The organism is Shewanella sp. SR43-8, from assembly GCF_014163775.1.
Taxonomy (GTDB): domain Bacteria; phylum Pseudomonadota; class Gammaproteobacteria; order Enterobacterales; family Shewanellaceae; genus Shewanella; species Shewanella vesiculosa.
Genome location: NZ_JACJDX010000005.1, coordinates 298,081 through 321,686 on the forward strand (window position 1 = coordinate 298,081; position 23,606 = coordinate 321,686).

Annotated in this window: 21 protein-coding genes; 12 read left to right on the forward strand and 9 right to left on the reverse strand. The window is 42.7% G+C overall.

Annotation, left to right across the window (positions count from 1 at the left end; all coding sequences use genetic code 11):
* The first annotated feature begins 63 nt into the window (after positions 1-63).
* Genes cobT through cobO form a run of 5 tightly spaced genes read left to right on the forward strand, consistent with a single transcriptional unit; the run spans position 64 to position 4,647 of the window.
* Positions 64-1,119 carry a nicotinate-nucleotide--dimethylbenzimidazole phosphoribosyltransferase gene (gene cobT / locus H5114_RS08675; RefSeq protein WP_182722713.1) on the forward strand — a complete coding sequence of 352 codons (1,056 nt, stop codon included), beginning with the start codon at positions 64-66 and terminating at the stop codon, positions 1,117-1,119.
* 9 nt (positions 1,120-1,128) lie between these two features.
* Entirely contained in the window at positions 1,129-1,914 is a 786-nt protein-coding gene (locus H5114_RS08680) for an adenosylcobinamide-GDP ribazoletransferase (protein WP_124015607.1), read from the forward strand.
* Positions 1,914-2,444, forward strand: a complete 531-nt coding sequence (gene cobU / locus H5114_RS08685; RefSeq protein ID WP_182697458.1) for a bifunctional adenosylcobinamide kinase/adenosylcobinamide-phosphate guanylyltransferase — start codon at positions 1,914-1,916, stop codon at positions 2,442-2,444. The genes H5114_RS08680 and cobU overlap by 1 nt, the downstream gene beginning before the upstream one ends.
* The gene (locus H5114_RS08690; RefSeq protein ID WP_182722714.1) at positions 2,444-4,012 is read left to right on the forward strand and encodes a cobyric acid synthase; all 1,569 of its coding nucleotides are present in this window, start codon (positions 2,444-2,446) and stop codon (positions 4,010-4,012) included. Before cobU ends, H5114_RS08690 begins: the two co-directional genes overlap by 1 nt.
* A complete protein-coding gene (cobO, locus tag H5114_RS08695; protein WP_124015610.1) occupies positions 4,009-4,647 on the forward strand; it encodes a cob(I)yrinic acid a,c-diamide adenosyltransferase in 639 nt (212 codons plus the stop codon). Before H5114_RS08690 ends, cobO begins: the two co-directional genes overlap by 4 nt.
* A 51-nt stretch (positions 4,648-4,698) precedes the next feature.
* Here the strand turns inward: cobO and H5114_RS08700 are convergent, their stop codons facing one another.
* Both H5114_RS08700 and H5114_RS08705 read right to left on the reverse strand, forming a co-directional pair.
* A complete protein-coding gene (locus H5114_RS08700; RefSeq protein ID WP_182722715.1) occupies positions 4,699-5,535 on the reverse strand; it encodes an ABC transporter substrate-binding protein in 837 nt (278 codons plus the stop codon).
* A gap of 134 nt (positions 5,536-5,669) precedes the next feature.
* Entirely contained in the window at positions 5,670-6,026 is a 357-nt protein-coding gene (locus H5114_RS08705; RefSeq protein WP_124015612.1) for a helix-turn-helix domain-containing protein, read from the reverse strand.
* A 111-nt stretch (positions 6,027-6,137) separates the two neighbouring features.
* Between H5114_RS08705 and H5114_RS08710 the strand changes: the two genes are divergently transcribed.
* The 3 genes from H5114_RS08710 to H5114_RS08720 all read left to right on the forward strand — a co-directional run bounded on the left by H5114_RS08710 (position 6,138) and on the right by H5114_RS08720 (position 11,033).
* A complete protein-coding gene (locus tag H5114_RS08710) occupies positions 6,138-7,505 on the forward strand; it encodes an aldehyde dehydrogenase (protein WP_220492500.1) in 1,368 nt (455 codons plus the stop codon).
* A gap of 127 nt (positions 7,506-7,632) precedes the next feature.
* On the forward strand, positions 7,633-8,427 hold the full coding sequence (locus tag H5114_RS08715) for a 2OG-Fe(II) oxygenase (protein WP_182722716.1): 795 nt from the start codon (positions 7,633-7,635) through the stop codon (positions 8,425-8,427).
* 713 nt (positions 8,428-9,140) lie between these two features.
* Positions 9,141-11,033, forward strand: coding sequence for a methyl-accepting chemotaxis protein (locus tag H5114_RS08720; RefSeq protein WP_182722717.1), 1,893 nt, complete (start codon positions 9,141-9,143; stop codon positions 11,031-11,033).
* Positions 11,034-11,134: 101 nt separating this feature from the next.
* On the opposite strand, the gene H5114_RS08725 is transcribed toward H5114_RS08720, so the two are convergent.
* From H5114_RS08725 to H5114_RS08740, 4 genes are all read right to left on the reverse strand, one after another.
* Entirely contained in the window at positions 11,135-12,859 is a 1,725-nt protein-coding gene (locus tag H5114_RS08725) for a pseudouridine synthase (RefSeq protein WP_182722718.1), read from the reverse strand.
* A 289-nt stretch (positions 12,860-13,148) separates the two neighbouring features.
* Entirely contained in the window at positions 13,149-13,532 is a 384-nt protein-coding gene (locus H5114_RS08730) for a VOC family protein (protein WP_124015616.1), read from the reverse strand.
* An 84-nt stretch (positions 13,533-13,616) separates the two neighbouring features.
* On the reverse strand, positions 13,617-14,396 hold the full coding sequence (blaDIM, locus tag H5114_RS08735; protein WP_182722719.1) for a DIM/SIM/IMP family subclass B1 metallo-beta-lactamase: 780 nt from the start codon (positions 14,394-14,396) through the stop codon (positions 13,617-13,619).
* 58 nt (positions 14,397-14,454) lie between these two features.
* Positions 14,455-15,786 carry an AarF/ABC1/UbiB kinase family protein gene (locus H5114_RS08740; RefSeq protein WP_182722720.1) on the reverse strand — a complete coding sequence of 444 codons (1,332 nt, stop codon included), beginning with the start codon at positions 15,784-15,786 and terminating at the stop codon, positions 14,455-14,457.
* Positions 15,787-16,022: 236 nt separating this feature from the next.
* Between H5114_RS08740 and H5114_RS08745 the strand changes: the two genes are divergently transcribed.
* Positions 16,023-17,597 carry a sulfotransferase gene (locus H5114_RS08745; RefSeq protein ID WP_124015619.1) on the forward strand — a complete coding sequence of 525 codons (1,575 nt, stop codon included), beginning with the start codon at positions 16,023-16,025 and terminating at the stop codon, positions 17,595-17,597.
* A 125-nt stretch (positions 17,598-17,722) separates the two neighbouring features.
* Here the strand turns inward: H5114_RS08745 and H5114_RS08750 are convergent, their stop codons facing one another.
* The 3 genes from H5114_RS08750 to H5114_RS08760 all read right to left on the reverse strand — a co-directional run bounded on the left by H5114_RS08750 (position 17,723) and on the right by H5114_RS08760 (position 20,610).
* Positions 17,723-18,877, reverse strand: coding sequence for an aspartyl/asparaginyl beta-hydroxylase domain-containing protein (locus H5114_RS08750; RefSeq protein ID WP_182722721.1), 1,155 nt, complete (start codon positions 18,875-18,877; stop codon positions 17,723-17,725).
* A gap of 98 nt (positions 18,878-18,975) precedes the next feature.
* Positions 18,976-20,007: a sulfotransferase gene (locus H5114_RS08755; RefSeq protein ID WP_182722722.1), complete on the reverse strand. Its 1,032-nt coding sequence runs from the start codon at positions 20,005-20,007 to the stop codon at positions 18,976-18,978.
* A gap of 60 nt (positions 20,008-20,067) precedes the next feature.
* The gene (locus H5114_RS08760) at positions 20,068-20,610 is read right to left on the reverse strand and encodes a hydrolase (protein ID WP_182722723.1); all 543 of its coding nucleotides are present in this window, start codon (positions 20,608-20,610) and stop codon (positions 20,068-20,070) included.
* Positions 20,611-20,731: 121 nt separating this feature from the next.
* Between H5114_RS08760 and H5114_RS08765 the strand changes: the two genes are divergently transcribed.
* From H5114_RS08765 to H5114_RS08775, 3 genes are all read left to right on the forward strand, one after another.
* Positions 20,732-21,769 (forward strand): DUF2235 domain-containing protein, encoded by a 1,038-nt coding sequence (locus H5114_RS08765; RefSeq protein WP_182722724.1) that lies wholly within the window; start codon positions 20,732-20,734, stop codon positions 21,767-21,769.
* Between the two features lie 72 nt (positions 21,770-21,841).
* Positions 21,842-22,708 carry a cobalamin-binding protein gene (locus tag H5114_RS08770; RefSeq protein WP_182722725.1) on the forward strand — a complete coding sequence of 289 codons (867 nt, stop codon included), beginning with the start codon at positions 21,842-21,844 and terminating at the stop codon, positions 22,706-22,708.
* Positions 22,709-23,026: 318 nt separating this feature from the next.
* Positions 23,027-23,278, forward strand: coding sequence for a superinfection immunity protein (locus H5114_RS08775; RefSeq protein ID WP_124015625.1), 252 nt, complete (start codon positions 23,027-23,029; stop codon positions 23,276-23,278).
* The last annotated feature ends 328 nt before the right edge of the window (positions 23,279-23,606 follow it).

A 23,606-nucleotide genomic window follows, 5' to 3' on the forward strand; every position in this document is an offset into this window, starting at 1 on the left:
CTTTTATAAGAATTGCTATGAGCATCATGTTGAAATTTATTAGCCCAAGTTGTTGGAGTTGAAATGTTTGTTATAGAAGCCGTTAATCCAGATGTTGATGACATCATCCAGCATAAGATTAATCAAAAAACCAAACCGCTAGGGGCTTTAGGTCAACTAGAATCGTTGGCATTACAGGTTGCTCGGGTGCAATATAATGGCAATCAGCAGCGATTAAGTACACAGCTGCAAATCACTAAGCCAACTATGTTAGTGTTTGCTGCCGACCATGGTATTGCCGCTTATGGCGTGTCGATTGCGCCAAGCGAAGTGACGACTCAAATGGTGCATAACTTTGTTCAAGGCGGCGCGGCAATTAACGTGTTTTGTCGCCAGGTCGGCTTTGAACTTGAAATTATTGATTGCGGTATATTACAACCGCTGACAGGGCAAACGAGCGTTATCGATCAGCGCTTAGGCGCTGGTACTCACGCCATGCATTTATGTGCTGCTATGGAGCTTGAAAAAGTCGCCCAAGGGTTTGAGTTAGCTCGCCAGCTGGTTATGCGTCATGTTGCTGGAGGCTGTAATCTGATTGCCTTAGGTGAAATGGGCATAGGTAATACGTCAGCCGCGACGGCGGTAATGTCAGCAATGCTTGATATTGATGTTGAGCAATGTGTTGGCCGAGGCACGGGCATTGACGATGCAACCTTGGTCACCAAAACACAATTAATTAATCAAGCTCTGGCATTGCATCAGCCTGCTTTAGTGTCTCCAGAGGCTATTTTAGCTCATGTGGGGGGCTTTGAAATCGTGCAAATGACTGGGGCTATTTTAGCAGCCGCAGAGCAAAAAATATTAGTGGTCATTGATGGTTTTATCGCTACTGCTGCAGCATTAGTTGCGGTAAAATTATCCCCACAATCAAGAGACTATTTAATCTTTGCTCACGAGTCGCAAGAGCAAGGACACAAGCTTTTGTTACAACAGCTACAAGCAACACCTTTGTTGTCGCTGGGATTAAGACTTGGAGAAGGCACAGGCGCTGCATTAGCCTTGCCGTTAATTCAAGCCGCGGTGCATTTTTACAATCAAATGGCCAGTTTCGATGATGCTGGCGTTCATAATGTCGTTTAAGGGTACAACATGTCTGGCGAGATAAAGTGGTTGCGGCAGTTAAATTTGTTTTTTGTGGCAATGAGTTTTTTTACTCGGATCCCCGTTCCATCATGGGTGGTGATTGATCGCGATAAATTGAATCAGGCCAGTCGTTATTTTGGTTTGGTCGGTTTAATGATAGGTTTGATTTGTGCGTTAGTATTTTGGTTAGCACAATTAATTTTACCGGCGAGCATTGCCATTCTACTGGCGATGGTGGCCGGTGTGTTGGTTACTGGTGGGTTTCATGAAGACGGCTTAGCCGACACCGCTGATGGCTTTGGTGGCGGTTGGACGGTAGAAGATAAGCTGCGGATTATGAAAGATTCGCGCTTAGGCAGTTATGGTGCTTTAGCCTTGGGGTTAGTGTTATTACTGAAATGGCAACTGTTAGTCGAGCTAGCATTATACAGCCCTATGGCTGCGGTAAGCGCTCTGGTAGCAGGTCATACCTTAAGTCGAGTGGTGGCTTCTAGCTTAATTTTTAGTGAACAATATGTTCGCGATGACGATAGCAGCAAATCTAAGCCTATTGCAGAAAACCAACAGTTAAACGATTTATTTATTTTGATTGCCAGCGGTATTTTTGTGTTGTTATGGCTTAACGGCGTGGCGGCATTTGTGTTGTTTATTACCTTGTGGTTAGTGCGTATTTTGCTTGGTGGCTTTTTCCGTAAACAGATTGGTGGCTACACCGGTGATACGTTAGGGGCAGCGCAACAAATCAGCGAAGTATGTTGTTACTTAGTTATTTTAGCGGTTGGGTTAAGCTAATGATTCATTTGGTGTTAGGTGGTGCGCGCAGTGGTAAGAGTCGCTTTGCTGAGCAATGCGTTGCTGAATACGCAGCGATTGGTTATCAATGCGTGTATTTAGCAACCGCGACCGCGTTAGACACAGAAATGTCGCAACGTATTCACCAACACCAACAAGATAGAGTATCCAGCCCCCATGGCTGGATACTGCACGAACAAGCTTATGATATTGCCCAGACCTTAGTGGCAATCGATAAACCCCAGCAAGTGATCTTGCTCGATTGTCTAACCTTATTACTTACCAATCATTTACTGCTAGATGATGGCGCTTCGTGGGCCATGCAAAAATCATTATTGCTCGACAGTTTGTCTGCATTGCAAAGTGAAGTGGTGTTAGTTAGCAATGAAGTCGGTTCGGGTATTGTGCCTATGGGCGAGCTCAACCGCCGTTTTGTTGATGAAGCTGGTTGGTTAAATCAAGCGGTAGCAGCGATATCTGACCAAGTGACTTTGGTGGTTGCAGGCCTGCCATTGCCCTTAAAAGCATAATGTCATTAGTTCATTCCACACCTGTAACAGGTGACCCCCTTTGCGGCGCGTTAATGGTGCAAGGCACTACTTCCGATGCGGGTAAAAGCACCTTAGTGGCGGGGCTGTGTCGTTTATTTGCCCGTCAAGGCGTGAGCGTTGCTCCGTTTAAGCCGCAAAATATGGCGTTAAACAGCGCCGTAACCCTTGATGGTGGTGAAATTGGCCGCGCCCAAGCACTGCAGGCTATTGCTTGTGGTTTAGCGCCTCATACCGATTTTAATCCGGTGTTATTAAAGCCCAGCTCAGATACTAGCGCGCAAGTGATTATTCACGGCAAAGCCTTGTCTACATTAGAAGCTAAGGCCTTTTTCGGACCTCAGAGCCAAGGTTATAAAACCATGGCATTAGCGGCGGTAATGCAATCTTACACTCGCCTGCAGCAGCAATATTCCTTGGTGGTGACTGAAGGTGCGGGTAGCCCGGCCGAAATAAATTTACGCCAAGGTGATATTGCCAATATGGGCTTTGCTGAGGAGGCTGATTGCCCAGTAATCATTATTGCCGATATTGACAAAGGTGGTGTGTTCGCCCATTTAGTTGGTACGTTGGCATTATTAAGCCCGTCTGAGCAAGAACGGGTAAAAGGCTTTGTGATTAATCGTTTTCGCGGTGATATTAGCTTGTTGCAGTCTGGTATCGACTGGCTTGAAGCTTATACTCAAAAACCAGTATTAGGCGTATTACCTTATTTACACGACCTGCATTTAGACGCTGAAGATGCATTAATTGATAACCCTCAAAGCACGTTATCGACTCCATTATCTGCCAGTCAGCGTTTGTTTGTGTTGGTATTAGTGTATCCAAGGATCAGTAATCATACCGATTTTGATCCACTGCGTTTACATCCACATATTGATTTTCATTATGTGACTATGCAGAGCATGGCTCAAGCATCTGAGTGGCCAGCCGCGGATTTAGTCATATTGCCTGGCAGTAAAAATGTTCGAGCAGATTTAGCTTTTGTGCGCGAGCAAGGTTGGGATCTCGCCTTGAAAAAGCATTTACGTTACGGCGGTAAAGTCATCGGGATTTGTGGCGGTTACCAAATGCTCGGTGAGTGGATTGATGATCCCTTAGGTATTGAAGATAACGTTGGTTGCAGTGACGGATTGGGCTTATTACCGATTACTACCGTACTAACTGCTAGTAAAACCTTAACTCAAGTAAGGGGTCACTTACGTTTACAAGGCCAGCAGGTAGAGTTTAGTGGTTATGAGATCCATTGTGGTGAGTCTTCACTTACAGAGAATATAACTCAGCCGTTATCGATTGAACAATATGCCGATCAGCCCATGCCAGTTACTAAGCTTGATGGCATGGTGAGCAATGACCAACAAATTTTAGCGACTTACGTGCATGGATTATTCGATCATCCCGCTGCATGCCAACTTATTTTGCAGTGGGCCGGCTTAGAGAGTCGCCATGCTATTGATATTAACCAGATCCGCGAGCAGCAACTAAATCGTCTTGCCGACGTACTCGAAGCGCATTTGGACATGAACACATTGAAAGGAATAATCTCATGACAACTGATAACCACGATAATGAACAAGCTAGCACTATTGATGCAAACAAAGCTGAACGTCATAAAGCCCGCCAACAGAAAGTTAAAGTGGGTGTTGATGCCAAAATTGCTGCTGCTCAAGATGAGAAAGGCATTTTATTAGTGTTAACCGGTAATGGTAAAGGCAAATCAACCTCTGGTTTTGGCTCTGTGACGCGCGCTGTGGGTCATGGTCATAAAGCCGCGGTAGTGCAATTTATTAAAGGCACTTGGGCTTGTGGTGAGCGTAATTTACTCGAAGGTGCAGGTGTACCATTTCATGTCATGGGCACCGGCTTTACTTGGGAAACTCAAGACAAAGAAAAAGACACCCAAGCTGCCATGGAAGCTTGGCTCGAAGCTGAAAAACTCCTTAAAGATGAATCGATCAACATGGTGTTGTTAGATGAATTAACTTACATGGTCAGTTATCACTATATCGAACTTGAGCGAGTATTAACGGCGTTAAGAAATCGCCCAGCGATGCAACATGTGATTATCACTGGCCGCGCTTGTCATCGTGACATTATTGAGTTAGCTGATACAGTAAGTGAAATTGTTCCGATAAAACATGCGTTTAATGATGGCATTAAAGCGCAGTTAGGGTTCGATTATTAATCATTGATGTTGTCGCTGAACCCATATACTGGTTTTAGCGACATGAGCCAATTAAAGCGAAAGTGGTTCAATCGTGGTTTGACTATGATTATCAGGCTCAACCGTTATTGGTCCCGCGATCTGAGTTGCTGCTTGTGGTGATATTCGTTCAGGAAACCACTTTTTTACAATAAGCTCGAACTGGCCATTTTGTTTAACCGTATCAAATGCATGTCGCATCATTTCGAGTAATTCAACCCGAGTATCTTTATGGGTTGCTATACCTAGCTCGATGTTATTAATAACATACGCAATGGTGAAATCAGACCGTTTAAGCCCCAATGCCTTTATTGAGCCGGATAGGCCGATATCATTATTATTGACTAAATCCACTCGATCATAATAAAGCATTTTTAGGGCTTTAGTTTGGTTTGCAACCAAATAGACATTTGGGTGTTCATGTTGAATGTTGAGACTCTCTAGTGAAATGTCGCTTCTTGGTAACGCCAGCGTGTATCGATTAATATCTTGTTTGTTAACGATATTGATGTCAGCTCGAGAGGTCTTTTTGTAAATAACATTTCGCACCGTGTGAAAATCACCTATCCATTTAAACAGTTGTAAACGTTTTTCGGATTTACCTATCGAAAAAATAAATGTATCAGGATTTTTTGCGGCATTTTTATATGCTCGGCTCCAAGGCATGATTTGAATATTAATATCAAAATCAAGGTATTGCTGGGTAGCATGTAACACATCAATCGAAAAGCCAACCAATTCTCCATGAGAATTTAGCGACTGAAATGGAGGATAGCTTTCGGTGTAAAAAGTGATGGCTGGTCTGGCATTTGAAATCGGCGAATTGAAAAATGTAATGATGAAAATCACCACAGATAAGTAACGCAACATAAATAACAGCACCTTAAATTAAGGCTTCCATGCATTTCATCTCCGTAATAGTGACAAGCCTAACATATTGTTATTATTTTGTGACAATTAAGCTGTTGAGTCGTTAGATAATTAATCTTTGTCAGAGTACTTTGCTAAACAATATACTCATCTGCCCACTCTTTTAAGCGCTCTAAAATATCCAATGCCGTGCGACCAAGATCGGTAATACTATAAGACACAGCAATAGGACGATCACTAATCACATGGCGAGTCACCAGTCCTTGGGCTTCTAATTCTTTAAGGCGTTGATCGACCATTTTTTTACTTGCCCCGCCTAACATGCGCGACAAATCATTAAATCGCACTGGACCATCTTGCAAGTGCCATAATATCGATGCTTTCCATTTTCCACCTAATACCCGCATACCACGCTCGACCGAGCAAGGTTCAGCACAAGCGTTGATAACTTTTTTTTGACCGTTAGTCATTGTTTCAATTTTAGTTTTCATCAATCTAACCTAGGTTACTAAAAGTATACTGGTTGCTTTTGTATTCCATTGTATCAAAATAGACAGCAATTAGACTAGCGTCACTTTAGTACCATTAAGGAATGTTTCTCCATGGCAGTATTAACCTCTTACGATCCCGCGAGTTATCACAAAGTCGATGGCGGAGAACACATTGAAGCCACAGCGGTAGGTAGCGTAGAAACAACCAGCATCGAGCAGTTGCCAATAGTGATAAGCAATGCGCAAGTTGCTCAAAAAGCTTGGGCAAGTTTGCCATTAGTTCAACGGCAACAGTATGTGGTTAAAGCGTATCAACAATTACACGCAGTGCAAGATGAACTGGCAACACTCATTGGCCAAGAAATGGGCAAAGATTATCGCCGTGCCACCTATGAAGTGGGCGGTACATTACAAAATTCAAGCTATTTTGCCAGTGAAATAGGCGATGCATTAGCCACTGAGCAAGTTGATAATCGTACTGAATTACAATACCGTCCTTTGGGGGTTGTAGCCGTCATTTCGCCCTGGAATTATCCGATAGCCATGGCCAATAACTTACTGATGCCAGCACTTATAGCGGGTAACAGTGTGATATTAAAGCCGTCTGAACAAACTCCGCTGGTGGCCGAATTGTTTATTAATACCCTTAATAAGGTGCTACCACAGCATGTGCTGCAAGTGGTTCAAGGTGATAAAGCCCTTGGCCAGGCACTGGTTGCTGCAGACATTAATATGGTGGCATTTACCGGGTCTATGGCTGCAGGTAAACACATTATGGCTAATGTCGCATCGGGTTTAAAACGTTTAGTAATGGAGCTTGGCGGCAACGATCCTATGATTGTGATGGCTGGTGCCAACATGGATGCCGCGGTGCGTTTTGCGGTGGCAAGCTCGTTTGAAAACGCTGGGCAGATGTGCACTTCCACAGAACGAGTATATGTAGACCAGCAAATTGCCGATGAGTTTGAACAAAAAGTGGTGGCCTTAGCCAGCCGTTATCGTGTGGGGGCATGGGACGCCGCGAATGTGAATATTGGCCCGATAGTGAATCCTACACAGCACCAAAAAGTACTTGAGCAGTTACAAGATGCTACCGCCAAAGGCGCGAGTATTTTATTAGGTAGTGATCACTATGAACTACCGTTTATTCAACCTACAGTTGTGACAGATATTACTCCTGAAATGCTGCTAGAACGTGAAGAAACCTTTGGCCCTGTAGTGGCTATAAGCCGTTTTAGTGATATTGATGAAGCCATTAGTCGCGCTAATAACAGCCACTATGGTTTAGCTGCTGTGGTGTTTGGTGGCCAAGGCGCTAAAGCCGTTGCCGAACAACTTGAGGCTGGCATGGTTGGGGTTAATCAAGGTGCTGGTGCTGGCAATGCGCCATGGGTAGGAGCTAAGCAAAGTGGTTTTGGTTTTCATGGCACTGCAGCTGGGCATCGCCAATTTGCTCAAGTGCGAGTGATGAGTTATTAATTTTTGCGGTTAGCCACACTTATTCGTAAGCAGTTATTTTTTAGTAAATAATGTTTATTAAACAATAACTCTCACACTTTTTTAGTTAAACATTGCTAGCCCATTTTATGGTTAAAGGTATAAAGACATGAACACAGCAAAAGTAAATTCAGATTATTTTGTGGTGGCACTAGAACCCGGCGCTGAACATCCGGCATTGCCGACATGGGCTAATTATCACGCTAATGTGGCTGAGCTTAATGAAGCAAAGTTGACCGAAACTGAGCGTGCTAACGTGAGTAAAAAAATGTTAGCCGAAGTGCCAGGTGCGTTTCAATTATTGAATGTATTGACGCCAGATGAGTGTAAACGGCTAATTTCGGTGAGTGAGTCGATGGGCTTTTTACCCGACGCCGCGGTGTCATTACCACGCAATGTTCGCCATAACGACAGTTTAACCTGGGTGGTTGATAACACCACAGAGCAAGTTATTTGGAATAGAGTTAACCATCTTATGGATGATAACTTGGGCATTTTTGCTGGTAAAGCAGCCTTGGGACTCAATAATCGCTTTCGTTTTTATCGCTATAACCAAGGTGATTTCTTTAAGCCGCATTCAGATGGTTCGTGGCCGGGAAGCCAAGTTATAGACGGTCAGTTAGTGCGAGATGCTTTTGGCGATCGCTATAGTCTGCTGACATTTTTAATCTTACTGACAGAAGACTTTGAAGGCGGTGCCACGCGCTTTTTAGTTAATGCCGACAACCCAAGTTTACCAGCAAAACATGGCGATAATATGCGTCAAGTTGACGTGCGAACGCCAGCAGGAAGTGTCTTGTGTTTCCCACATGGCATGCATCCGCTGCATTGCATTCATAGCTCAGAGCCTATTTTGTCTGGGGTTAAATACATTATCCGCACCGATGTGTTGTTTGAGTTATAACACTGGCCATCAACACGGGTTAGTTTATTGATAAGCTAACCCGTTAGTTAAGCGCTATATTTTTAATGAAATAACGTACAAGGTTCGCTCTACTCAAGCCTTTGTGAACTTTTCCTTCTGCTTAATCCTCGCTCAATGAAGTCGATGTTGGTAATCCGTGATGTATTTCTGCTCAATATAAATCCGCTGTTATCAAATTCACTCGGGTGTCACTTTCAGCAATAAACTTCTATAAAACTTATCGAATAAGTTTGCTCGCCAACGAGGCTATTGCGACAGCGCATGCTTGGCAAACTCAACTGTCAGCGCTAATGGCAAGGATAACATTTACGCGAATGTTGACCTCATGGAGCGATAACTGAGACATAAGATCTGAAATTATATTTTTGGTTTTATTATTAACTAGGGAGTATGATACAAATCAAATTGTTAACGTATTGTTATCTTTTGGGTTCAGCTATACTCAGATTTTAAATGACTCATCATCAGAGTGCTCTATTGGGTCATGATGGAATGCGTACATGCAGCAGAATGTGTTTAAGGTTAAGTTGTGATGCTAAATGATTGACTGCTAAATCAATGATTGTCCTGGCCAGGGGTAAAATCCGAATCAACGATTAATTTTTTTAGTGTTTTACGATCGCATGTTTTGACATTTGCTGCCGATATAAAGTCGTATCACTGGAAAACTTTGGATTATAAAGGAAGAGCTCATGCAATCGACACTAAAAACACGTCTGCTTTTTAGCAGTCTTTTTGCAGTACTGATCACTATCGTGGTGTTGGTGAGCATATCTAGTTATGTTATTAGAAATAATGCATTAACCAATACCCAAGATGAAATAGACCAACTAGCAGTGACCTTTACTCAAGGAATTGGCGAATGGATGCAAGATAGAAAGCAGGCCATTACCAGCCTGAAACAAACCATTGAAGCTGACCCAACTGTTAATATCACGCCTTTTTTACTCCAAGCTCACAACGCTGTAGGCTTTGCATTAACTTATTTTGGTGACGAACAAGGCAATATGTACCGTCAAGATCCTGCATTAAATACCGCAGGTTATGATCCAAGAGTAAGACCTTGGTATATAGATGCGAAGGCCGCAGGCAGTATGATTATGACAGCGCCTTATATTAGTACTACTTTACAGAAGCAAGTTGTGACGATTGCTGCACCTGTGATGGCTAATGGCAAATTGTTTGGTGTTACCGCCGCTAACTTAACCATTGTTCAGTTAACCGATGCCGTCCAGAGCTTAGACGTTCCGGGTGATGGTTACGCTGTAATGGTTGACTATACCGGACTGATTATCAGCCATCCACATAGTCAATTGAATAATAAACAACTCAGTAGCGTCGATGAACAATTCACTAATAGTTGGTTAGCACAAAGGTCCAAAGCCAACAGTATTGAAGAGCGTGAGCTCGATGGTACAACTAAGCTTTTGTATGTTGCGGCAATCCCTTCGACAGAGTGGGCATTAATTTTCGTAATGGATAAGCAACAAATTATGTCACCGGCTACCGTTCTCGCTTGGTGGATGTCTGCGATAGGGGCGACTTTACTTATTCTTTTCGGATTAATGCTTACCGTTATTTTTAAAATTCAATTTAAAGATCTTGAACGTGTTGCCCAAGCTCTAAACGATATTGCCGAAGGAGAAGGTGATTTAACCGTGCGTATTGAAACCGCCAACAGTCATGATGAAATAGGTCGCTTAGCGTCTGGTTTTAATCAATTTGCTGAACGTATTCACGGGATGATTTCTCGGATGCATAAAATTGCAGGCCAATTAGAATATCAAGCGACAGATAGCAGTGCATCAGCGGTTAAAAATAGCGATCGTATTGTCATTCAGCAAGATGAAGTGACTATGGTCGCCACAGCCGTAACTGAAATGGCCAGTGCTACCGAAGAGATTGCCAGCAATGCCGAACATACAGCACACATAGCACAAGATGCGGTAGAGCTTTCAACCCACGGTCAAAAACAGGTAATGCAAAGCCAAGCATCAATACGAAGTCTAGCCAAAGAAGTGAGCACAGCAGGGCAGATTATTGGTGACTTGAATGAACACTCACAGAAAATTAACAGTATTCTGTTAACCATTAGCGGGATTTCCGAGCAAACTAATTTATTGGCATTGAATGCTGCGATTGAAGCCGCTCGTGCGGGAGAACAAGGCCGAGGTTTTGCTGTAGTGGCTGATGAAGTTCGAGTGTTATCACAACGTACTCATTCATCGACTCAAGAAATTCAAGCTACAATTGAGACCCTACAAAAAACGGCGGAAAAAGCTGTTAAGTCAATGACACAAAGCCGTGAAATGGCTGAAACCAGCGTATCGGATGCTAATTCGGCTAGTGAGAGTTTATTGCAGATCACTAAAGCGATTAATGAGATTTCAGATATGGCGAGTCAAATTGCCACGGCAGCAGAAGAACAAACCTCAGTGACAAGTGAGATAAACCGTAATACGGAATCTATTCGCGAAGTATCGGAAAACTTGTCAATTGAAGCGAAAACCTCAATGACACAAGCACAGAAATTGGCTCATTTAGCTGCATCACTACAACAAGAGGTCAGTAGCTTTAAGTTGTAGTATTAAAGCAACCAATCACTTAATACTCAGTGTGTTCGAGTAGATCAGTAAAAGTGTCTTTAGATACTTTTACTGATGTTGTCTCTATTTTCATATGATGATTATTCAAAATCGGCTTTCGTTTCAAACACCATATCTTCGCCAGTCAGCGGATGAGTAAGCGCTAAATATTGGGCGTGTAAATGCAAACGGTTGGTGGCGATGCCGTATAAATCATCACCGACTATTGGCATGTGCAAACCATCGTGATGGGCACAATGCATGCGTAATTGATGGGTTCGCCCGGTTTTAGGGTACAAATATACTAAAGTGCGCTGTCTTTGACGTTGATAAACTTGCCAATGCGTCTCGGCATGTTTGCCATGCTCATAACACACTAGCTGCTTCGGACGATCGTCCAAATCCACCCGCAATGGCAAACTAATATCGCCCTCATCTTGACTTGGTACACCCTCAATTAGCGCGATATAACGTTTAGTGACACTGCGTTGAATAAACTGCTGTTGTAGAGCTTTGTTAGCTTCTTTGGTGAGTGCAATCACCATTAGGCCTGAGGTCGACATATCTAAGCGATGAACAATCAGCGGCCCTGTCGCCGTGGGAAATAGCTGCTGCATACGACTAAACACCGAGTCGGTGATATTTTTACCCGGTACCGATAACAATTCAGCAGGCTTGTTAATAATCACCATCGCATCATCTTGATAAATAATATCAATGTGCTGATCTTTACCCGGATTAATCAACAGTGGATCATCATCAACTTGCATGCCTTTTAGCATGTGAGTCAGAATAGGTCGGCATTTTCCGTGACAAGCCGGGTAGTAGTTTTTGTGCTGTTTTATCTCAGATTTTGGCGATGAGCCCCACCAAAACTCTGCCATCGCAATTGGAGTAAATTGATGTGTAAATGCGTATTGCAGTAACTTAGGTGCCGCACATTCGCCTGCACCTGCTGGTGGTAAATGATTAGGTGCATCATTGAAAATATCGTTTAAATCTCGTGCTTCACCTAAGACATTTAAAAACTGATATTGAGCAAACAGCTTTTTTTGCAATCCATTTGAAAGTTGTTTGCGCTGACGTTTAAGCTGTTTGATTTGTAATTGAAGCGTATCTAATGCCATTTTAGTGGCTTCAACTTGAGTCTGCCACTGTTGCTTTAACGCATTTAGCTGATGCTTTTGCTGCACACTTTGACGGCTTAACTCGATAGACAATGTTCTATGGGTATCGTCACTGATGCTTGCTTGCGCTAATGCATCATCTGCTTGCTCACGTTGCAGCTTACGCAGCTTGCGGCCTTCAACTATTGCGTTACGTTGCTGCTCTAGTTCACTTTCCGCTTGGTGTTGTTGCGCAACTAACGTCGCGGTTAATGTTGCCAGCAATGGATTTGCTTCTTGCTGACTAATCGACAGATTAATGTGGTTAATCTGTTTATTTTCAGCGCTAAAAAAACTGTCTTGGGTCAGCATATCAAACACTGGTGGCACAAACGGCGGTAAGATATTGTTGTCGGCTAACTTACCCGAAAAAGCCGCTAAAAAACCAAGTTGCCCGTGTGCATTCTTCACCACTAATACACCAAACATTTTACCAATCACCATGCCGCGATCATTTTCGCTGTCTAAGCCAAAATTATGTCCCCAAGGATTCGCCTCAAGTAACTCCTGCTGCAACTGCTTTGCAGCCAGTAAACATATTGGATGAGGTTGATAATAAAACGGGAAGGTGAAAGAGTCAGGTAACCCTTGTTCGGCAAGCGTGTTATTGAAAGCCATTGCATCATTGAAAGGAATAAAACACGGGTCGTTAACAGACATCAAAAACACACTCACTACACCAAAGGGCCATTATTTTACCTTGTTGTACTATTTGGTGCATCTATAAGTGTTCGAGGTATATGGAATGGAATTATTTTAGCTGTAAAAGAGAGCACAAGGGAGTAACCATAAAAAACCGTTGCTAATAAATATTGGCATGTTAGCTTCGGATTTTGATTGTATTTGAATCGATTAATTAGTCAGCTAATTGATATTTACACTGATATTTAAATAAAAATGGGCGAAGTACAATCACGTCACCCATATAGTGGTTAATGCTTAGCGACGATTACTTTGCCACTCTGTGTAAGGCGCACATCTTGTTACCATCTGGATCGCGAAGGTAAGCAAGGTATAAATCAAATGCAGGGCCAGGTCGAATACCCGGAGCATCTTCACACGCGGTGCCACCATTGACTAAACCGGCCTCATGCCATGCATCTGCTAACGCTGGTGTTTCTGCAGCAAAACCAATTGTTGTGCCATTACCATGGCATGCTGGCTCACCGTTAATCGGTTTAGTGAGTATGAAAATCCCCGTCTTTGTCATGTATACACAACGACCTTTAGGATCAATTTGTCCTGGAGCATGGCCTAATGCACCTAAAATCGCATCATAGAATTTTTTTGATGTATCAATATCATTAACGCCGATCATAACGTGACTAAACATGGTAACTCTCCTTGTGCGAGTTCAATTGAACTCAATGGTTAATAAGCTATCGCATATCGACGCAATAGATTTATCTTTTTGATGTTAAATGCTTAAGTTGTTCAGTAATGCGATGGTGTGGGTCAGCAATGCTTTATCCCCAACCCTTCCATGACCGGGTACTACCATTTTCACCTGAGGGAATTGGGCTTGTACCTTGGCAACCGTTAATGGCCAAGCTTGCATGTCTGCTTCGGCTGTATAACCCAATACGCTTGAATTCAGCGATTTGATTAAACATCCGCCAAATAATATTTTTTGTGCGGGTAGCCATACCACAAGGTTATCTTCGGTATGTCCGGCACCAAGATCATATACTTCAACTAAATCCGTTTTCATTATGTATTGTGTGCCGCCAAAGGTGTTTTTAGCGATAGGTTTAGCATTTTTAGCTAAAATCTTCTGGGTTGTTTCAGATACTGTGGTCGCAATGCTTTGGCTGTTAAGGTAACCGATACCGCCAGCACGATCTTGATGGGAATGAGTTGAAATACTGGCAACTGGGGTAAATCCTTGCTGGGCAATCCAGTCAAGAAGCTTTGCCGTATCGCTGTCGGTCCAAGGCGTATCGATAATATAGGCCTGTTTATCTTCAACCACAACAAGGCCGTTCGCTTCGACTAAGCCGAAATTGCTGACATTCATATAGGAGTGATGTAAATACACTCCATCAGCAAGTTTTGATACAGTCAGCTGGCCTTCAAGGCTAGGTTTTACGGTTTGGTTTGTTGTTTTTTCTGCTTCATGGCCATAACTGGGTAAGCAGAGCATTAATGCAACTACGCCCATGATGCGCCATGAGCGGTGAAAGGTAAGGTTAATCATAACTATGTCCATATATGCCATGGTAAATGGCGAGTAAAATAAAGATTAAGTAGACATGTTACACATTTTTTTTACCGATTTGAGTTTGATAAACAGAAAATAATTTAGCGACGTTTACTTTGGCTTTTAGCTTTGCCGCGAGTAAATACATACCTGCTAATTTACGATGAATAAAAATGGCATCAGTAGGTGGGGTATGCCATTCATCTTGTTGGGTGCTCATGGCTTTACCTGCCTGAGTGATACGTTTAGCTAAACTGCTTTGAGCAAAATCGTATTCACCATCAAAGCGCAGTGGCTCACAAGCTTGGTAGAAAATATCAATAATTAGCTGTTTCTGTTGTGGGTCGATGGCGTCTTGAAAAAAGCCGATCTGTTGTGCTGCTTGTGTCATTTGTTGTTTATCATCAACAATCGCACCTTGCATCAGTTGCAGATAACCTTGCGATAATGTGTCGCTAATGGTGCGGGTGGCGCCAAAGTCAAATAGGACGATTTTTTGAGTGTCTGCTTGGTACTGAAAATTGGCAAAATTAGGATCTGACTGGAGCAATTTAAACTCAAATAGCTCTTTAAAGCACAATTCCATTAGTAACGTTGCGATTTGGTCGCGCACTGCTTGTGATGATTCGGTTAATGACTCAATCGCCACGCCTTCAACAAATTGCATACATAAAATGCTGTTGTTACTCAATTTTGGGTAAACTTTAGGCACGATGAAGTGAGGGTTATCGCCCAGTTGTTGCTGATAAAGTGCAACTTGCTCAGCTTCAAAGTGATAGTCCGCTTCGTTGTGCAACTGCACTTTTGCTTCAGCGAGTAAGGTATCGAGTTTTACGTTAGCGGGAATTAACCGCGAGACTTTTAATAAGCTGGCCACGTTGTCGATATCGCTGTCGATGCTGTCTCGAATACCTGGGTATTGAATTTTTATCGCCAGTTTTTCGCCCGTATCTAAATAGGCTAAATGTACTTGGCCAATTGATGCCGCAGCAAAAGGGCGTAATTCAAATTGGGCAAACGGTGCAATCCAATCGCTGCCCCAATGCTCAACTAATAACTGGGTTAATTGTTTGTGTGGCATGGCCTTAGCGTCAGAGCGCAGCTTAGCCAATATTTCTGCCAATTCAGGAGGCACTAAGTCTCCGGCATCCATTGACAACATTTGGCCCACTTTCATGGCCGCGCCGCGTAGTTGCGACAGTTTATCGGCCACATGGCCAATATTTTGGGGGGTCATCATCAGTTGCTGCATTGATGGCGACTTACCTTGGCTAAATTGTTTGGCGCCTTCAAGCAGCACGTTACCCGCTAAACGTGAAGCCAGCCCACCCATTTTTGATAATCGAGATAGACGGCTGGTTGGTACTTTGGCTTCATTATTTTTCATCAAAACTCACTCTTGTCGGGTGAACGGGGAAATCTATATGGTCATTGTACGCTTAAGTTAATTATTTCGTTCACTAATTCAGGTTGGTTTTAGGTACTGTTTGTTGCCTCAAGATTCTGATGATATTTATGTTATTCTACTGAAACAGAACTGATTGAACTAAGTGATTAAGGCAAGTGATTGAGCTTAGATTTAGTCGACAATAGTGGATTAATTATAATAAAAAGGACCCTCGTTTGAGTATTATTGACCAATATTTGAGCCAAGCGGAATCGCTGTTTCAATCAAAAAATTATTCGTCGGCCAGAATGTATGCTCGTAAAGTGGTTAAGCGCGATGATAAACACGTCGGAGCCTTAGCCATACTAGGTCATATTCATTTACAGCAACAACAATATGCACAAGCAGAGAGCTATTTTATCAGTGCAGCATCCATTAAACCGAATACGGTATCAGTATTAATGGGGCTGCTGACTATAGCTGAAGTAAAACAAGACTTTTTCTTATCTAAAGCTTATTTAGAACAGTTAATTAATTTGTTACCACAGGACGCAAAATGCCGTTATAAACTCGGACTGGTCGCGACTAAAGTTGGCGATATGACCTTAGCGGAACAATGTTTTCAATGGTGTGTGGCAAATGATTTTGCTGAACCCGCTGTGCAGCTTAATTTGGGTCATATCTATAAAGCCAAAGGCGATACAGAAAAAGCAGCCAATTTTTATCAGCAATATATTCAATTAAGCCCAACGCAAGTGGGGGTCGGCTACTGGAGTTTGGCTGATTTAAAGCAGTATCGTTTCAGCACTGATGATTTGAGCTTATTACAAGGTTTTGTAACCGATGAGTCGTTAAGCAAACAAAATCAAGCGCTGGTGTATTTTGCTTTGTGTAAAGCCTACGAGCAAACACAGCAAATAGAGAAAGCGTGTGAGTCGATGTTATTAGCCAATCAAATCATGGCGCTTCACCGACCGTTTAAACAAACCCAGTTTGCCAGTATTGTGTTGTCGCTACTTGGGCATACACCATCGCCACATATTAATCGCTCGCCAGCGGCTAGCCAAACACCGATTTTTATCGTTGGTATGCCTCGTTCTGGTACCACCTTAGTCGAGCAAATTTTGGCGTGCCATAGCGATGTTGGCGCTACCGATGAGTTACCGTTTATGGAACGCTTTGCGCTGCAGATGGATATGTCGGGTGGTTATCAGGCTAGATTAAGTCAGCTTTCAGCTAGCCATATTGATCAATTCCGCCAACGGTATTTAGCTGAAGTGAATCATTACTTTAGCGATGCACCAACGTATGTAATCGATAAAAACCCAAATAACTTTTTACACATAGGGCTAATTAAAACCTTATTTCCTCAAGCAAAAATAATCAATGTGGTACGTAATACAGTCGACAATGGCTTGAGTGTATTTAAGCAGTTTTTCAGTTTTGGCCATGACTATTCGTATTCGTTTGCGGGTATTTCAAGTTACTGGCAACATTATTTAGACATCATGCAACATTGGGATAGGTTGTACCCTAATGAGATTTTACATGTTTGTTTTGAGCAATTAGTGCGTGAGCCAGAGTCACAAATTCAACGCATATTGGATTACTGTGAGTTAACGACTCAAGCGCAATGTTTTACCTTTTATGAGTCTGAGCGTGCGGTGTTAACGCCCAGCGCCAGCCAAGTTAGGCAGCCTATGAATCCTAAGGCAATTGGTCAGGCAGACAAGTATCAAGCTTTTATACCTGAGCCCATCGCCGAGTTGGATGCCATTGCGAAAAAAGCCGCACAGCAATTTTTTGGTTAATCTGAACTTGGGGTAAGGCATTGCCACAAGCTAAAACACCATCGTTTGGTTGATGCTACAGAAATGGCGCCTAAGGGCGCCATTTCTGTAACTTTTCAGACAAACCTAAGCAGATCTTCGTCTTATTAACTCATCTTACCGTGACATGCTTTATAGCGCTCGCCACTGCCGCAAGGGCAAGGGCTATTGCGTGATGGCGGTGCAATCATAGATTCAATCATCGGATCGCTGGATTTGGTTACCGCTGTTTTTGGCGCTGAATTAGCTCTTACTTGAGAGGTTTTTGGTGAAGCAATAGCTTGTTTACGCGTTGCCAATGGCTCACTAAGTTCAACATTCATACACGCCACGATAACCAATTGTTCGAACGCTTTAACCGCTGAACCAGAATGGGTCAGTTGCAGTGATTTAGCGCATTGTAGTGCTTTTATCATGGTTTGTTCACGTAGCGCATGATAATGCGGCCAACCGGCTTTAGTGCACTCATATTGCAGCCACAACATGCGCCAATCGGCAACATACTCAGCTATCAATAACGAAAATGCATTCACTTCTGCAAGCCTATTATCAGGATTGTGTTTGACCTCAGCTAACAACTCATTGGTTAAGTATTCAACCTCTGCCACAGGCATGATAATGGGGGCATTAAATTGCTCTGTGATCAAGCTTGCTGCCAAGTCTGGGTTAAAACCGACGAATTGACTGTTTAATGCTGTTGATTGATTATCTGCGATTGAACGTGAGTGCTTAAATACCGTTCGCCAAAATTGACTTGACCCTGCCAAATCAACTACCAAATGAACGCGATATTGGTCGCTGTTGTTCTCTACTTTGTGAAGCTTCCACGAGTCGAAAATCCAACACTCACCGGCGCCCATATGCACTTGTTTATCATGACAAAAAAACTGCACTTGTTCGGTGGTGGTAATCGGAATATGCACTCGAACGCGTTTATACCAATGGTAGTTAATGTCTGAATGCAGTGGCACTTTTGCACCGGGTGCTAAGCGCATTAATCTCGAACGACTGAGTACCTCACCAAATGAAGCGAGTATTTGTTTGATGTAAGGGCTTTTTTCTAACGCCGCAGTGGGCTGCATTGGCCCTTTAAAGTCATTGTTAAACTCGCCATTGACCGAGATTAACGGAATGGCCGAATTACCCTGAAAACCTTCATGATGAGTGACCCAGTCTGATCCGGTAAATTGCTCGATTTCTTTGGTTAATTGACCGACATCAAAGCTAAAAGGTAATTGATAAAACTCATGAGGTAACTTCATTATTGGGCTCTCTGTAATGCGGCGCTTACCGTTATGATTTTCTACACAGGTATTTTTACCCGTTCTGCTGGCTATTTACAAATGCTGGCGCTTTTTGGCTAATGTAATTGACCATGACATTGCTTAAATCGTTTGCCCGAACCACAAGGGCAGGGACTGTTGCGAGACACATTTTGATCGTTTGGCTGAGCTAACACTTTCTTTGTGGGTTCCGGAGCCAGCGCTACAGGCTTAGCAATGTCGTGTTGCTGCCATTGAGTGTCATATATTGGATGGCCGCGCTGGCGTAAATGATGATTGATTTTGTTCAGTGTTGTACAAGTACTTGACCAAATTTTGGCAATATCATGGTAATTTTCGAGCCACTTATCTGGTTTTGGGGTCGATATAGTGTAGCGAGAATGCGCTAATGGCTTGCTGCATAATTGCGCTAAGGCTGGGTCGAAATCTGTAGCGGTAAATTGACAGAGTTGCTTAACGGTTTTCGCAGGGTCTGCAATTAATTGATCGTAAGACACCATGCACCAGCGATTGCTGTCGATCTTTTGCAACGAATCCATAATCGCTTCATTAGCGGCTTGCCATTGAAATGCGGCAATGGACGCTAACGACTGGCGATTAAGCTGTTGCCATTTTTCTGGAAGCAGTAGCGACCAGTTATGTTTATCCCATCCCGGTAAATTAGGATAAGTAACAAACTTATTCGAGCGCCAAGCTTGCATAATACTGCTGATATTTTCTTTGGGTTCTCTGACGAGATAGATAAATAGCGCATCAGGAAATAGCGCATTAAAAAAATCTACCCGCAAACTATTCTTGGGGGTTTTTTCTAAAAAACGAATACTCTTATCACTATCACTTTTGAGCTTATTGCCCTGGCTATCTTGAAGTGCATCGCTAAAGCGTTGTAATAACAACTGTCGTAAATCATCATCAATATCCTGCTCACTTAAAGCATTAGAACTAAATTTACGGTAGGCAATATTCAACTTGGGGATGGTTTCTATCAGCGCATGGCTTTCACCACCAATAGTGAATATTGACTGGCTTTTTGATAACACCTCGAACAACAAAGTGCTGCCTGAGCGGGGCGCAGATAAAATAATGATGGGCCGATCAAATAGGTGCATAGCGGTATGATGTTATTGTTATAATTATTTTAACATCATACCCATACTGATAACTTATGGCTACTTTATCAATTTAAGTAGTGCCTTAAAGCGTTCACCTTGGGCGACATGCTGAAGTTCAAACAGTAATGATTCAACATTGGTCAGTTGGGCGCCATCATTAAGCATCATTTGTACTCCAAGCACTTTGTTGTCTGTCCCCCTTGAAGAAACCGCATCGGCAACAAGGTGCACTTGATAGTCGTTGTCCAGTAAGTCTTTACAGGTTTGATAAACGCACACGTGGGTTTCAATACCCGCAAGGATAACCTTATTACGGTTTAATCTTTTGAGTTGTTGTTTTACTTCGTCACAATGCCAAGCACTAAAGTGCTCTTTAGCGATGGGTTTGCTTGTTTTTGTTAATAATTGTGCGATCTCTTCGCTGGTGGGACCTAATTTATCGGGTAATTGTTCTAACCAAATAATAGGAATATCAAATAGTTGCGCACCTTGAATTAATACTGCAAGTTTTTGGTGTAGTTGAGCTGATTGCTGCATAACTTGGGCTAGTTTGCCTTGTACGTCTACAATCATTAATACACTTTGTTCTGCTGTTATCATGGTCAGTTACTCGAATCGACTTAAGTGAACTTTCGAGTATTGGTTATTTTTCCGATGGTGAAAATAGGCATTTAGTCTATTATGCTTCATCTATTGTTCATGCTGGGTGTCAAGGATTGATATGAAAAAACGTATTGTTATTTGTGCCGATGGTACCTGGAATCGGCCAGAAAAGGATCTTGAAAAAGATCACGCCACTAATGTGCTTAAGCTTGCTAGGGCTATCAAACCCATTGCGGATGACGGTGTGCCACAGCAGGTGTTTTACGATTGGGGAATCGGCTCGTATTATGATTCTGTTATCGGCGGCGCAACTGGTCGTGGGCTGCATAAAAATATTATGGATGCTTATCGCTATATCGTACAAAACTACTCGCCTGGTGATGACATTTATCTATTCGGTTTTAGCCGTGGCGCTTATACCGTTCGCTGTTTGTGTGGCCTGATTAATAATTGCGGTATTGTTACTCGCCCAGATGCAAAGCTTATTCAACAAGCGTTCGACCACTATAAAATGAAAACTCAACCTTTTTCCCCAGATGGTGAGCGCTCGGTGCAGTTTCGTCAGCAACATTCACATCCTTCACGTGAAGTGGCCTTTGTTGGCGTGTGGGATACTGTTGGTGCTATGGGGATCCCGCTGTCGTTTCTCGGTTTGTTTGAAGACAAAGATGAGTTTTATGATGCGAAATTAGGCCGTAATGTCAAAGTGGCTCGTCATGCACTTGCACTAGATGAACATCGCAGCGATTTTGAGCCAACCATTTGGGCCCCTCGAACCAGTATAGACATACAACAGGTTTGGTTTATCGGCGCCCATAGTAATATTGGTGGTAGTGTTGCACCTAATGACGACGGCAGTACCTTATCTGATATTGCGTTACAGTGGATGATAAGCCAAGCGCGAACGGCTAATTTGACGGTGGAGTTACATTTAGCCGATGCGTTATTGCCTAATCCAATGGCGGATATTCAAGATTCATATCGTAGCTTTTATCGAGTTAAAAAACGCTTTATACGATCGCTAGACCCAGAGTTAGTGCCAATATTATTACATCAGTCGGTTAAAACACGCTGGTTGAATGACAGCAATTATCGACCGAAAAATTTAGTCGATTACATCGATAAGCATGGTTGGCCCGACAAGCTGGCGCAATAAACGGTAAAAACATCATTCAATTGCTCGTGTTAATCATCACCATTAAAAACCATTTCGATTAAGGAAAGTATTTTGCTACGTGTATTGTTATTGCTCATCACAGTGATAGGACTATCGTCTGTATCACCTGTTTTACCCGCGGCAGCATCGACGGCCACAGATGATTTACAAGATAAGCCGCCGGCTAAACGGATTATTGCTTTATCGCCCCATGGGGTTGAAATGCTATTTGCTATTGGCGCTGGTGAGTCGATTGTGGCGACCACAGATTATGCTGATTTCCCTGAAGCGGCTAAAGATATCCCCAGTATTGGTGGCTATTATGGTATTCAAATCGAGCGAGTGATTGAGCTCAACCCTGATTTAATTGTGGTGTGGCAAAGTGGCAACAAAATGGAGGACATTAAACAGTTACGCGATTTAGGTTTTACCCTGTTTAATAGCGACCCTAAACACTTAGCCGACATCGCGACAGATCTTGAGCTGCTCGGCAAGTTAACCGGCCATAGCGCTAAAGCCAAACAAGTGGCAGATGATTATCGTCAGCAATTAGCTGATATTACCCTGCAAAATCAAACTAAGCCGGCCGTTAAAGTGTTCTATCAATTATGGTCAACGCCGCTGATGACAGTTGCTAAAGGCAGTTGGATCCAAAACCTGATTGAGGTCTGCCATGGTGATAATGTGTTTTTTGACGCAGCAAGTGAATACCCACAAATCAGCATTGAAAATGTGTTACTAACCGATGCTGAAGTTATCTTACAAAGCCAGGATGAAGGCAATATTTTAGGTATCAATTGGTCTGACTGGCCTGAGCTACCCGCAGTAAAAAATCACCATATATATCAGTTTGATGCCGATTTACTTCATCGGGCTACCCCAAGGGCTATTTTAGGCATTAATGCAGTTTGCGGTGCGCTGGATAAAGTAAGAAAGTAAGACTTTATTCCGTCGCGGCGGCATAGTCGATTTCTTATCTCGTCATCCCGGTAATGATTGTGAGCCGGGATCCAGCTTTTTTGTTTGATTTACTGTTCTTTCTATGGCCCGCGGCTAATAAGGTCTTGTTGCTGTTTTAGTTGCATATTCTGCAATGATTAATATAATGTTGCTAAATTGTTATTGTTTGCGCTGATGTGAGTTCAGTGTAAATGGGGCATGGAAAAAGATCTAATAAAACTGGCATAGGACGATTTTTCTACGCTGCGTTATGTTTAAACACGAGTAACACTTATCGATTTAAAAAGGATTAAGTAAATGGATTTTATTGATAAAATATTGGCTAGTGACAATTCTATGTTTATGGCGGCGTTAGTTATAGGAGGACTTATTCTTTGGTTTCTCCCAGCACTTCTTTCGTTAATCTTTAATAGAAAACATTTTAAATATATTTTGTTAGCTTGTATCCCAGCAGGTCTTTCTTTTATCGCTTGGGGTGGTGTTATGGTGTGGGCTACAACGGGTAAAGTCTTTGGTAAATATGCTAACAAAATCAAAGAAGAAACTTAAAAATAGTAAGCGCGTTAAGAATGGTTGAGTTAGTTTTTATGGCTTATGGTTACTAACATCGTGGCGCTTCGCCCACACCAGACCAAGAGGAAATCAACGGCTATTCCCTCTTTACTCTTTATAAATGAATTAGCCCAGCCGCCCCGCAACATTTTCGCGATTTACAAAATAACGGCTGCGAAAAGGTCGCCATGGGGATTTATCCAGCTTTTAACTTCATTTGTAACCGTCTTCGGACTTATTCGAAAATGCTAACGCTTCCGATAGGCCATCCCTGGCCAACGAAAGCTAGCCTGACGTCCTGTCAGGCTCACGCTATTTTCTTCAA